This window comes from Klebsiella sp. PK01, assembly GCF_057624675.1.
Genome location: NZ_JBYEZM010000001.1, coordinates 307,956 through 320,183, shown reverse-complemented (window position 1 = coordinate 320,183; position 12,228 = coordinate 307,956). Strand labels below are relative to the sequence as shown.

At 54.6% G+C, this 12,228-nt stretch carries 14 protein-coding genes; 6 read left to right on the top strand and 8 right to left on the bottom strand.

Going from position 1 to position 12,228, the window contains the following annotated elements; genetic code table 11:
* Window positions 1-198: 198 nt before the first annotated feature.
* Both AC22LX_RS01510 and AC22LX_RS01505 read left to right on the top strand, forming a co-directional pair.
* Window positions 199-474, top strand: coding sequence for a hypothetical protein (locus AC22LX_RS01510; protein ID WP_487333685.1), 276 nt, complete (start codon window positions 199-201; stop codon window positions 472-474).
* 53 nt (window positions 475-527) lie between these two features.
* Window positions 528-713, top strand: coding sequence for a hypothetical protein (locus AC22LX_RS01505; RefSeq protein WP_045394141.1), 186 nt, complete (start codon window positions 528-530; stop codon window positions 711-713).
* Window positions 714-725: 12 nt separating this feature from the next.
* Here the strand turns inward: AC22LX_RS01505 and AC22LX_RS01500 are convergent, their stop codons facing one another.
* Window positions 726-1,034, bottom strand: coding sequence for a monooxygenase (locus AC22LX_RS01500; protein ID WP_045394138.1), 309 nt, complete (start codon window positions 1,032-1,034; stop codon window positions 726-728).
* Between the two features lie 195 nt (window positions 1,035-1,229).
* Between AC22LX_RS01500 and ppk2 the strand changes: the two genes are divergently transcribed.
* The 3 genes from ppk2 to AC22LX_RS01485 all read left to right on the top strand — a co-directional run bounded on the left by ppk2 (window position 1,230) and on the right by AC22LX_RS01485 (window position 2,744).
* Complete coding sequence (ppk2, locus tag AC22LX_RS01495) at window positions 1,230-2,048, top strand: polyphosphate kinase 2 (protein WP_213797171.1); 819 nt, start codon at window positions 1,230-1,232, stop codon at window positions 2,046-2,048.
* Between the two features lie 187 nt (window positions 2,049-2,235).
* A complete protein-coding gene (locus AC22LX_RS01490) occupies window positions 2,236-2,421 on the top strand; it encodes a hypothetical protein (protein ID WP_213292526.1) in 186 nt (61 codons plus the stop codon).
* Window positions 2,418-2,744: a CcdB family protein gene (locus tag AC22LX_RS01485; RefSeq protein WP_487333684.1), complete on the top strand. Its 327-nt coding sequence runs from the start codon at window positions 2,418-2,420 to the stop codon at window positions 2,742-2,744. The genes AC22LX_RS01490 and AC22LX_RS01485 overlap by 4 nt, the downstream gene beginning before the upstream one ends.
* A gap of 51 nt (window positions 2,745-2,795) precedes the next feature.
* Here the strand turns inward: AC22LX_RS01485 and fdnI are convergent, their stop codons facing one another.
* The 3 genes from fdnI to fdnG are packed head-to-tail and all read right to left on the bottom strand — an operon-like array spanning window position 2,796 to window position 7,388.
* Entirely contained in the window at window positions 2,796-3,452 is a 657-nt protein-coding gene (fdnI, locus tag AC22LX_RS01480) for a formate dehydrogenase-N subunit gamma (RefSeq protein ID WP_045366159.1), read from the bottom strand.
* Window positions 3,445-4,329, bottom strand: coding sequence for a formate dehydrogenase subunit beta (gene fdxH / locus AC22LX_RS01475; protein ID WP_045394130.1), 885 nt, complete (start codon window positions 4,327-4,329; stop codon window positions 3,445-3,447). The genes fdnI and fdxH overlap by 8 nt, the downstream gene beginning before the upstream one ends.
* Before the next feature lie 11 nt (window positions 4,330-4,340).
* Complete coding sequence (fdnG, locus tag AC22LX_RS01470; RefSeq protein ID WP_113771823.1) at window positions 4,341-7,388, bottom strand: formate dehydrogenase-N subunit alpha; 3,048 nt, start codon at window positions 7,386-7,388, stop codon at window positions 4,341-4,343.
* 224 nt (window positions 7,389-7,612) lie between these two features.
* Between fdnG and yddG the strand changes: the two genes are divergently transcribed.
* On the top strand, window positions 7,613-8,491 hold the full coding sequence (yddG, locus tag AC22LX_RS01465; protein ID WP_047048656.1) for an aromatic amino acid DMT transporter YddG: 879 nt from the start codon (window positions 7,613-7,615) through the stop codon (window positions 8,489-8,491).
* Here the strand turns inward: yddG and AC22LX_RS01460 are convergent.
* Genes AC22LX_RS01460 through AC22LX_RS01445 form a run of 4 tightly spaced genes read right to left on the bottom strand, consistent with a single transcriptional unit; the run spans window position 8,488 to window position 12,164 of the window.
* On the bottom strand, window positions 8,488-9,261 hold the full coding sequence (locus AC22LX_RS01460) for a 1,6-dihydroxycyclohexa-2,4-diene-1-carboxylate dehydrogenase (protein WP_213293147.1): 774 nt from the start codon (window positions 9,259-9,261) through the stop codon (window positions 8,488-8,490). The two genes, yddG and AC22LX_RS01460, sit on opposite strands and share 4 nt — an antisense overlap.
* Before the next feature lie 9 nt (window positions 9,262-9,270).
* Entirely contained in the window at window positions 9,271-10,287 is a 1,017-nt protein-coding gene (gene benC / locus AC22LX_RS01455) for a benzoate 1,2-dioxygenase electron transfer component BenC (protein WP_063447810.1), read from the bottom strand.
* 9 nt (window positions 10,288-10,296) lie between these two features.
* The gene (benB, locus tag AC22LX_RS01450) at window positions 10,297-10,782 is read right to left on the bottom strand and encodes a benzoate 1,2-dioxygenase small subunit (protein ID WP_015366457.1); all 486 of its coding nucleotides are present in this window, start codon (window positions 10,780-10,782) and stop codon (window positions 10,297-10,299) included.
* Window positions 10,782-12,164 (bottom strand): Rieske 2Fe-2S domain-containing protein, encoded by a 1,383-nt coding sequence (locus tag AC22LX_RS01445; RefSeq protein ID WP_045394118.1) that lies wholly within the window; start codon window positions 12,162-12,164, stop codon window positions 10,782-10,784. Before AC22LX_RS01445 ends, benB begins: the two co-directional genes overlap by 1 nt.
* Window positions 12,165-12,228 lie beyond the last annotated feature (64 nt).

Sequence of the window (12,228 nt, the reverse complement as noted above, 5' to 3'; positions counted from 1 at the left end):
ATTAATGTGAAATTAATAACGAGAGGATGGGGAATGCTCGGCAATACAGGTCGCCACCATAAAGAATTGCCGATGAATAGCAACTTTATGCTGCCAGACGGCGTTTACGCTTTGAAACATTAACTTCTTTTACGTATTATCTTAAGCCTTGCTCTTTTACCTGCCGCCGTGGCGGGTTTCGCCTCATGGATGAAAATCATGACTTTAAAAAAATTAATTATTGCCATCAGCGCGCTTTCTATTAACGCCTGCGCCTTCGCAGCGGGTAATCTCGCCGACCAGTTACATTATACGCCACCGGAACCGGCAGACCTTGCCGTTAATCCACCAGCAGAATCGCCTGAATCGAAAACGGAACAACCAAAATTAACGATGACGCCCGACGTTAATGCCTACACCTATTACAACGAAAAGGTGAATCCCGTTACCAATGATATTGACCGTATTGAACAAGGCGGCGTCGTCGAATTCTGATTTTTACCGGCGCATCGTGCACGCCGGTAAACATTGACTACGGAGTATTCGCCATGATGAAGGATTATCTGATCATCGCCTGGATTACTATCGTCGCCTGCTGGCCCATTACGTTACCGGTGTTAGCCGTGGTCGCGGGAATACTATTTTATTCCCGCCATCGCGTGGCGGGTCTCGTTGTATCCGGGCTGTTTATCCTCGAAGCCGTGGCGGCATGGCAGTTTGAGCGCTATATGTAACCACGGTTTGTTTTAATTGAGCGGCCCGTGGTTAACCTGGCTGAGCGCTAAATTGACATCGAAAATCTTGTAGAACATCTCCTGCACGCCAAATTGCTGCAGGCGGGCGGCGTGTTTTTTTGCATAAGCCTGCGCGCTCTGTTCATCTTCGAACAGATATATGCCGCCGGCTTCCTGCGTAGCGCTATTCTCCGTCCAAATCTTCCAGATAAAACCGGGCTCCTGGTTAATAGATTGCGCGAGCTCGGCTAATTGCGCCGACATTTCATCGCCAAACGGGCCGCTAAAAGCAAAGTGCACCTGCAAAAGTTTTTTCGACATACTCTCTCCCTGAATGATTTTAGCTAATTGACGAGACTATCCTACCCGATTCCTGATTAATCAGCAGTGAGATGATGCGCTTAATGGCTATCTTTCTCTCTCCGCCGGATGAGAAGTTTTCCGCCGCTTTGCCTGGGTCTGATTACACTTTAAACAGCGACCTGCCTTTCAGGCCGTCACGCAATGAGGACTGTCATGGGAAACAAGAAAAAAACCGTTGCGCCCGTCATACCCGCCAAAACGGAGCCGTTAAGCGAGAAAGAGTATCAGCAGGCGTTGCGTAAACTGCACGTCGAGTTGGTCAAGCTACAGCGGTGGGTAGTGCATAAAGGGCTTAAGATATGCATCGTCTTCGAGGGTCGCGATGGCGCCGGCAAAGGCGGCACCATCAAAGCGATAACCGAACGCGTCAGCCCGCGGGTTTTCCGCGTCGTCGCCCTGCCTGCGCCAACCGAGCGCGAACGCAGCCAGCTCTATTTTCAGCGTTATATCAAACATCTTCCCGCCGCCGGCGAGATAGTGATTTTCGATCGCAGCTGGTACAACCGGGCCGGCGTTGAGCGGGTGATGGGATTTTGTACCGAGGAGGAGGTGCAAAAATTCCTCGACGGCGCGCCGATGGTAGAGCGAGGGATGGTCGATTCCGGCATTATTTTACTGAAATACTGGCTGGAGGTAACGCCGCAGGAGCAAGAACGGCGCCTGCGGGACCGTATTGATGACGGACGCAAAATCTGGAAGCTATCGCCGATGGATATTAAATCCTTCAACCGCTGGGATGACTACACCGTAGCGCGTGATGCGATGTTTGCCGCCACCGATACCGCCTGGGCGCCGTGGTTTGTCGCCCGCTCGGAAGATAAAAAACGCGTACGCCTGAATATTATTACCCATCTGCTTTCGCAGATCCCCTACGAGGCTCTACCAACGGAACACATTACCTTACCGAAACGTAAAATTGGCAAAGTGAAACCGACCCATTTTCCTTTCCGGTTTATTCCTGAGAAGTTTTGAAGGAATAGCTTTATCACCTTTGCGCAGTATTCCCCCTGCGCAGAGGATTATTACAATAAACGTTAATATTTCATCTGTTGCGTTGCTCTGGAACCCGGCTCGCAAAATAAATATTAAAATTACTGCTGAGGTTTATTTTTAAGTGAGTAAAGAGAATAATCACTGAACCACCAGCAAGGAACCTACTATGAAAAGTAATACGCTACGTAAAAGATGTACTGACGTGCCAGCCCAGAAGGAGTCAGCGCAGACAGGAAAGGATTTACGAGAAACAGATAAGCAGCGCCAACATAAGGAATTCATTGCCGCAATGAATGAATTTATTGCAAAAGCAGGTACTCTCACAGATGATGAGTTTTTCAGGGTGCTATGATGCTTGAACAATTCAATGTCTATCGAAATTGTTCTGCGCAAACAAATAACCCCCTACCGTATTATATGATAGTGCAGAATGATTACTATGCTGACCTGGCCACTAGAGTCATTATTCCTTTAATGCGGGCGCGACAGTTACCTCGGTGGCATCAGCATGTCGCCCCAAGGATAAATATAGAGTTTGACAGCTTTTTACTTTGTACGCCGATGATCAGTAATTTAAATAATAAACGAATCCAGCCACAGGATTTCGTCTGTAATCTGAGTTGTGCGCGTCAGGGGGTCATTGATTCAATCGATACACTTATCACTAACTGCTGAATGCCGGGAGCCCGCCCCGATATCACCGGAGCGGGTTTACCCCATAAAGGCTTACTTCATTCCCTCACGGCTCTCTTTTTGCGCTTCCAGGCGTTCGACATCGCGATACCAGCGCGGGTGATGTTTCTTCGCCCAACGGCGGCTGACCTTACCCTCAATCATGCCTTTAATCGACCCTTTCACCCAGAATGCCATATACATATGAATGAGGATCGCGTGGATCAGGATAATCGCCGAAGTAGCGTGTATCAGCAGGCTGTAACGGATAACCGGAATCGGGAAATAGTCCGCAAAATACGGGCGCCAGATAATCACCCCGGTCACCAGCAGCACAAAAATCATGCTCATAATGGTCCAGAACATCATCTTCTGCCCGGCGTTATATTTACCGACGCGCGCGACCTTATGTTCATTGCCTTTCAGAACCTCCACAATGCCTTTCAGCCAGGGGATATCCTGTTTATCAGGGATATTGTGGTGGACAAAACGCACAAACATAAACATCAGCGCGACAAAAATCAGCACCCCGAAAAACGGGTGCAGGATACGCCCCATCTGCGGGGTGCCGAAGGTTTCCGTCAACCACTGTAGCGTCGGGAAGAAAAACGAAATCCCCGACAGCGCCACCAGGAAGAAACAGATAACCACCGTCCAGTGACAGGCGCGGTCGATAAATTTGGTGCGCACTATCATTTTCGATTTATTCATCATGTTCCTCCTCATCGTCATCAACTTCCTTGTTCGGCCCGATACCGATGTAGTGGTAAATCAGCCCGGCAAAGGTGGCAATAAAGCCCGCCGCCGACAGCGGTTTCAGCGCCCCCTTCCACAGATTGATACTGGTATCGATCTGCGGCGCTTTCGGCAGCTTGTGATACAACTCCGGCTGGTCGGCATGATGCAGCACGTACATCACGTGGGTGCCGCCTACGCCCTGCGGGTTGTAGATCCCGGCATTGGCATAGCCGCGTTTTTTAAGCTTAGCCACCCGCTCCTGCGCCACTTCCAGCATCTCTTTTTTCGTGCCGAAGTGGATAGCGCCGGTAGGACAGGTTTTCACGCAGGCCGGTTCCTGACCAACGCTGACCCTATCCACACACAGGGTGCATTTATAGACCCGGTTATCCTCTTTATTGAGGCGCGGGATATTAAACGGACACCCGGCAATGCAGTAGCCGCAGCCGATGCAGTTTTCCTGCTGGAAATCGACGATGCCGTTGGCATACTGAATGATCGCCCCGGCGGACGGGCAGGCTTTCAGGCAACCCGGCTCTTCGCAGTGCATACAGCCATCTTTGCGGATAAGCCACTCCAGCTTGCCGTTCTGTTCGGTCTCGCTAAAACGCATTACCGTCCAGGATTTAGCGCTGAGATCCGCCGGGTTGTCGTACACGCCGACGCAGTGCCCCACTTCATCGCGAATGTCATTCCACTCGGAACAGGCCACCTGGCAGGCTTTACAGCCTACGCAGGAGGAGACATCGATAAGCTTGGCGACTTCGGCCTTATAGTCCCGCGCGCGTGGCGCGGGAGTCATCTGGTTGGTCGCGGAGCGTTTAATAATGTCTTGTGTTTCCATCGCCATTTAATCGCTCCTTACGCTTTCTCGATGTTGACCAAAAACGCCTTATACTCCGGCGTTTGCGAGTTGGAATCGCCGACGTTAGGCGTCAGGGTGTTGGCGATGTAACCTTTACGGGCCACGCCTTCAAAACCCCAGTGCAGCGGGATACCGACGGTTTCTACCTGCTGGCCGTTGACGTTCAGCGTGCGCAGTCGGCGGGTCACCACGGCAACCGCGCGAATAAAGCCGCGTTTGCTGCTGACTTTCACCCAGTCGCCGTTAACGATACCTTTGCTTTTCGCCAGCCCTTCGCTGATTTCGACAAACTGTTCCGGCTGCGCAATCGCATTAAGCAGCGCATGCTTGGTCCAGGTATGGAAGTGTTCGGTCAGGCGATAGGTAGTACCGACATACGGGAACTTATCCTTCTTACCTAAGCGAATAGCGTCATCTTCGTATAAACGCACTACCGGGCTGGAGACCACATTCGGGTGCAGCGGGTTGGTGCCAAGCGGCGTTTCCATCGGCTCGTAGTGTTCAGGGAACGGCCCTTCCGCCAGTTTATCGAGCGCAAACAGGCGCCCAAGCCCCTCTTGCTGCATAATAAACGGCCCGGTGTTGCTCCCCGGCGGCGCGGTATTGAAGTCCGGAATATCATTACCGACCCACTTACTGCCGTTCCACTGAATCAGCATTCGCTTCGCATCCCAAGGTTTGCCGTTAATATCGGCCGATGCGCGGTTATACAGCACGCGGCGATTGAGCGGCCAGGCCCAGGCCCAGCCCAGCGTATTGCCAAGCCCAGAAGGATCGGCGTTATCGCGATTCGCCATCTGGTTACCCTGCTCGGTCCAGCAGCCGGTGTAGATCCAGCAAGATGACGCGGTGCTGCCGTCATCGCGCAACAGCGCGAAGCTATTCAGCAACTGTCCTTTTTTCGCCAGTAGCACCCCATTGCCATCGTAGAGATCCGCCAGCGCGTAGCCGTTGTTCTCTTTTGCAACCTCTTCCGATTCCGGATGATCTGGCTGCTTATAACTCCAGCTCATTTTCAGCAGCGGTTCCGCGCCCTTACCGCCTTCGCGACGGTACAGCTCACGCAAACGGTGATAGATCCCGGCAAGAATTTCGCCATCGTTGCGTGCTTCACCCGGCGCGTCCTGGCCTTTCCAGTGCCACTGCAGCCAGCGACCGGAGTTGGCGATCGAACCGTCTTCTTCGGCAAAGCAGGTCGATGGCAGACGGAAGACTTCGGTCTGAATCGTAGCCGGGTCGACATCATTAGACTCGCCGTGGTTCTGCCAGAAAGTCGATGTCTCGGTCACCAACGGATCGATAACCACCATATATTTCAGCTTACTGAGGCTACGCACCACTTTGTTTTTGTCCGGGAAGGACGCAACCGGGTTGAAGCCCTGGCAGATATAGCCGGTGACGTTGCCGTTATCCATCATATTGAAGTACTTGATGACGTCGTAGGCTTGATCCCATTTCGGCAACCAGTTGAAGCCCCAGTCGTTCTCTTTCTGCGCCGCATCGCCGTAGAACGATTTCATCAGGCTGACGAAGAATTTCGGGTAGTTGCTCCAGTAGTTCACCTGGTCGGCCAGCGTCGCTTTCGGCGTGTTGGCGCTAAGATAACTTTGCAGATCGCTCTGTTTATCGGACGGCAGCGTCAAATAACCCGGCAGACTGGTCGACAACAGACCCAAATCGGTGAGCCCCTGAATATTGGAGTGTCCGCGCAGCGCGTTGACGCCGCCGCCCGCCATGCCCATGTTGCCGAGCAGCAGTTGGATCATCGCCATGGTGCGGATGTTCTGCGCGCCGACGGTGTGCTGCGTCCAGCCCAGCGCATACAGGAAGGTGGTGGTGCGATCCGCGACGCTGGTTGAAGCCAACACCTCGCACACTTTGAGGAAGTCTTCTTTCGGCGTACCGCAGATGTTTTCAACCACTTCCGGCGTGTAGCGGGAAACGTGCTGCTTGAGCAGATTCCAGACGCAGCGCGGATGGCTGAGCGTTTCATCGCGTTTCGCGTAGCCATTTTCATCGAACTGGTAGTTCCAGGACGATTTATCATACTGGCGCTTTTCCGCATCGTAGCCGCTGAACAGGCCATCTTCGAAGGTAAAATCATCCCGTACCAGCAGGCTGGCATTGGTGTAATGCTTTACGTACTCGGCATTAATCTTATTATTTTCGATAAGGTACAACAGCACGCCCGACAGGAACGTAATGTCGGTACCGGAACGAATCGGCGCATAGATATCGGCCACCGACGCGGTACGCGTAAAGCGTGGGTCGACGACGATAAGCGTAGCATCGTTATTGTTCTTCGCTTCCATCGCCCAGCGGAATCCCACCGGATGCGCTTCCGCGGCGTTGCCGCCCATCACCATTACGACGTTTGCGTTTTTGATATCAACCCAGTGGTTGGTCATCGCACCGCGACCAAATGTTGGAGCAAGACTTGCTACCGTTGGTCCGTGTCAGACGCGCGCCTGGTTGTCTACCGCCAGCATGCCGAGCGAGCGCACAAATTTTTGCGTCAGCATGCCGGTCTCATTACTCGCCGCCGAGGCGCACAGCATTCCGGTGGAAAGCCAGCGGTTAACCGTCACGCCCTGTTCGTTCTTCTCAATAAAGTTGGCATCGCGGTCGGCTTTCATCAATTTGGCGATGCGGTTAAAAGCTTCATCCCAGGAGATGCGCTGCCATTTATCCGAACCCGGAGCGCGGTATTGCGGATACCGTAGGCGATTTTCACTGTGGACGTAGTCCAGCAGACCGGCGCCTTTCGGGCACAGCGCGCCGCGGCTTACCGGATGATCCGGATCCCCTTCGATATGATAAATCGCTTCTTTGGCGTTTTTCGCGCCGTCGCCCAGGCTATACATTAATAGCCCGCAGCCCACGGAGCAGTAAGTGCAGGTGTTGCGGATCTCTTTTGCGCGCAGCAATTTGAAATTGCGTGCCTGAGCCAGCGCCATTTTCGGGGCGAAGCCCAGTGCGGCAGCTGTTGTTCCGGCCATACCGCCTGCGCAGATTTTAAAAAACTTTCTGCGGCTGACGTCCATTGATTCCTCCATGCAGGATGTTTGTTCATCGCGCGGAGGAAACTAACAGCAATGTCCCTTTTTTTATTGCGTCAAATCAAGGTCGCCCACGCTAGCCCTCTAAAGAGTCATCGGCGACGAGTTTGACTAACCCCAAAGAGTTATGCGCTACGGAAAAGATCAACCGCCGGGCGCAAAAAGATGTTATAAATTCTGGCTGCGTTTGAGTCACTATCAGGTTAAACATGGAAAAAAAGAGAGCGACGTCAATAGGCTTCGCCGCCATTATATTATGGAGCACGATGGTCGGCTTGATTCGCGGCGTTAGCGAAGGGCTAGGTCCTGTCGGCGGCGCGGCGATGATTTATAGCCTTAGCGGCCTGCTGCTCATTTTTACCGTCGGCTTTCCCAACCTGCGCCAGATCCCGCGCCGCTATCTGTTAGCCGGCAGCGTGCTGTTTGTTAGCTATGAGATCTGCCTCGCCCTGTCGCTGGGCTTCGCCGCCACCCGCCAGCAGGCCATTGAAGTGGGAATGGTCAATTACCTGTGGCCCAGCCTGACCATTTTATTCGCCATTCTTTTTAACGGTCAGAAAAGCAGCTGGCTGGTGATCCCCGGCTTATTGCTGGCGCTGTTCGGCGTGAGCTGGGTGCTTGGCGGCGAGCACGGACTCAACCTCGATGAAATTATCAATAACGTCATCTCCAGCCCGCTGAGCTATTTTCTGGCATTTATCGGCGCGTTTATCTGGGCGGCGTACTGCACGGTTACCGCGAAATATGCCAAAGGCAAAAATGGCATTACCCTCTTCGTCTTATTAACGGCGCTGACCCTGTGGCTGAAGTTTTTGGCCAGCGCGCAGCCGCCGATGCAGTTTAGCTGGCCGGTGGTCATTAAGCTGATTACGGTCTCCGTGGCGCTGGGGCTGGCCTACGCGGCGTGGAACGTTGGCATCCTGCACGGCAACGTCAGCCTGCTGGCGGCGGCGTCGTACTTTACGCCGGTGCTCTCTTCCGCGCTGGCGGCGGTGCTGCTCAGCGCCGCGCTCTCATGGTCATTCTGGCAGGGGGCCGGGATGGTATGTCTCGGCTCCCTGCTCTGCTGGTATGCCACCCGCCGTTAGCCGAGGTCGCCGCCCGCCACCGGTAGCGTCACGCCGGTGATATAGCTGGCCTCATCGCTGGCGAGAAACAGGATCGCATTCGCCTGTTCCGCCAGCGTGCCGTAACGGCGCATCAGGCTGCTCGCCACCGTCTGATCGACAACCTGCTGATACCACGCCTTTTCCTGCTCGCTCGGCTGCTCTTCATTGCGCGGCGTCAGGCGCGGCGGCGCCTCCGTACCGCCCGGCGCGACGGCGTTAATCCGAATGCCGCTGCCGCTGTACTCCATAGCGATAGACCGGGTCAGCGCATTAACGCCGCCTTTCGCCGCCGAGTAAGGCACCCGGTTCACCCCTGCCGTCGCCACCGACGAGATATTGACGATGCTGCCTTTCCCCTGCTTCAGCATCCAGGGGAGCGCCGCGCGGCAGCCCCACAAGGTGGGGAACAGCGAGCGGCGGATCTCTTTCTCAATTTGTTCTGGCTGATACTCGGCGAAAGGTCGCGCCCAGATGGTGCCGCCGACGTTGTTGATAAGCACGTCGAGGCGGCCAAAATGCGCGACCCCGGCGGCAAACGCCTGTTCAGTACTCTGCCACTGCTCAAGGTCAGCCTCCAGCGCCAGTACCTGACTTCCGGCCTGGGCTAAAACGGCAGCCAGTTCATGTACGTAAGGCGAGCGGTCAATCAGCAACAGGGCGGCGCCTTCAGTTGCCGCCTGTTCCGCGGTCTGGCGACCAATGCCCTGCGCCGCGCCGGTGATAGCGACGACTTTATTGGTAAAACGCATCATGCCTCCTTATGCCGCCGCGCTCTGGCTGGCGATAAATTTCTCATACCAGAACCCTGCCGGGGAAATTCCTCGTTCGCGCAGCGCCGTGGCGACCGCATTCACCATCGGCGGCGGTCCGCAAAGATAGATGTCAACGTCGCCGTTATTCAGCATCGCGTCATCGAGATGTTCGGTCACGAAGCCGCGCTGCGGGCAGGAACTGCTTTCATCCGCCACCACCGGCAGCCAGCGATATCCCGTCAGTTGCTGTTTAAACGCATCCAGCGCGTCGGTTTTCACCAGATCGTCGTCACGGGTCACCCCATACAGTAACGTCACCGAACGCGGGCTACCCTGTGTCTGCAGGGTGTGTAACATGGACAGCAGCGGCGCCAGCCCGGTGCCACCCGCCAGCATGAGCAGCGGGCGTTCGCCGCTGCGCAAATAGAAGCTGCCCATCGGGCCGCTGAGGGTCAGGCGGTCGCCGGACCGCGCCTGCTGGGTTAACCACTGGCTCATCATGCCGCCAGGCACGTTACGGATCAGAAAGCGCCCTTCGAGAGAACCCGGCAACGAGCTAAATGAGTAGGCGCGCACATGAGGCGTGTCCGGTACCTGAATGTTGATATATTGCCCCGGCAGAAAAGCCAGCGGCTCATCCAGCGCGACCACCAGTTCAATGGCGGTATCGGACAGTAAATTCACCTGTCGTACCTGCGCCCCGGTGTTCGTCAGCGCGGTTTTACACTGCGCGGCGGCCACCGGCACGTCGATCACACAGTCGCTGGTCGGGACCATCTGGCAGGTCAGCACCTGGCGAGCCTGCGCTTCGTCGTCGCTTAACGCCTCGTCGAGATAATCCTCCCCCAGGTCGTATTCACCGCTGGCGCAGTGACATTTGCAGGTGCCGCAAACGCCGTCAGAACAGTCCATCGGCAGGTTTACCTTCTGGCGATAGGCCGCATCCAGCACCTTCTCTCCGGCATTGCATTGAATAAATCGCGTAATGCCGTCCTCAAAATTAAGAGCAATATTAAAAGTCATAAGCGCCTCTTAAATGTGGTAAACGTCGATGACCTGACGGATATAGTCGTTATTCAGGCGTACCGTTTTACGAACGATCTGCGGCCTGCCGTCCTGCTCAATTAGCGTGCAGCAGGTAGAGCCGAAATAGGCATCCGTGTGTTGATAGCGATGGCTCCAGGTGACCCAGTTGTAGCGCACCGCAAGCCCCTCATCGCTCTCGCCCATCAGCTCGACATTGCTGATAATGTGCGTGGTACGCGGCTCCGGCGTGCTGGCGCCGGAACGTTCGGTTTTAATGCGATAGACACGATCCTCCAGTCCTTCACGGTTGGGGTAGTAGATAAGTGAAATCTCTTTTTGCGGGTCGCGCGTCAGCTGGTCATCGTCGCCCCATGCCGGCATCCAGTAGACCACCTGCGGGCTGTAACAACTCAGCCACTCATCCCACTGACGGTCATCCAACAGGCGGGCTTCGTAATAGAGAAACTGACGAACTTGTTCGAGATTCAGCATCAGGCCACCTCCACGCGCTGGGTAATGGACTGGTTGTAGCGCTGCTGTTCCTGTTCCAGCGCCGCCAGCATGACCGTTTGCCAGTGGTGATGATGGGCAATATACAGCGCCTCATCTTCCGATTTCACCCCGCTTAGCCGCGGCGTAAAACCCGCGTGCCTGGCGTGTTCATCCGGGCCGTCGACCCAACGTAGCGCGCCGCGGCTGAGGTCGCTCCATGCCAGATTTTCGCCAAGATAGCCGCGCTGGCAGGCGCTGAACTCTTCCAGATCGTCCGGCGTCCCCATTCCGCTGACGTTAAAGAAATCTTCGTACTGGCGGATGCGTAACGCCCGGGCCTGGTCTGATTCCCCTTTCGGCGCAAAACACCAGATGGTGACTTCGGTTTTATCGACCGCAATCGGGCGGATTACGCGGATCTGGGTAGAAAACTGATCCATCAGGTAGACGTTGGGATACAGGCACAGGTTGCGGGTTTCATTGACCATCTGGTCGGCGCGCAGTTCACCGAACTCCGCCTGCAGACGGTCGCGGTGGGCATAGACCGGGCGCACTTCCGGGTTCAACGCGCGGGTCCACAGCAACATGTGGCCGTTGTCAAATCCGTAGCCGCCGCCGACGCTCTTTGACCAGCCGTTGGCGTCAACCGCATGCGTCCCTTCCGCTTCATAGTTGCGGCGTGACATGGTTGAGGCGTAATTCCAGTGTACCACGCTGACGTGATAACCATCGGCGCCGTTCTCCGCGCCCAGCTTCCAGTTGCCTTCGTAAACGTAGCTCGACGAGCCCTTCAGCACTTCCAGTCCTTCCGGCGCCTGATCGACGATCAGATCGATGATTTTGCGGGTTTCGCCGAGATACTCCTCCAGCGGCTGCACGTCCGCATTGAGGCTACCGAATAAGAAACCGCGGTAGGACTGAAAACGCGGCAATTTTTGCAGATCGTGAGACCCTTCATGTTTGAAGGTGTCAGGATAAGCGCCGGTGCTCTCATCTTTGGCTTTTAATAATTTGCCGTTATTGCTGAAGGTCCAACCGTGGAACGGACAGGTAAACGAATTTTTATTCCCGGTTTTGCGTCGACATAACATGGCGCCGCGGTGGGCGCAGCTATTAATTAATGCATGCAATTCATTCTTTTTATCGCGAGTAATAATAACCGGCTGCCGTCCCAGCGTCAGGGTATAATAATCTCCCGGCTCGGCAATCTGGCTTTCGTGGGCGAGAAACACCCAATTACCTTCGAAGATATGTTTCATTTCAAAATCAAATAACTGCTGATCGGTAAATATAGAGCGATGGCAACGGTAAATATGATTTTCACGATCGACAATTAACGCGTTGTTAATTTTGTCTTTAAGCGCTGATAGCGTTTTTTGCATGAGTTAACTCCTCCTGCAGGATTCAGGATTAAAGATATTTGGCAAATATGGTGATTATCGGGTG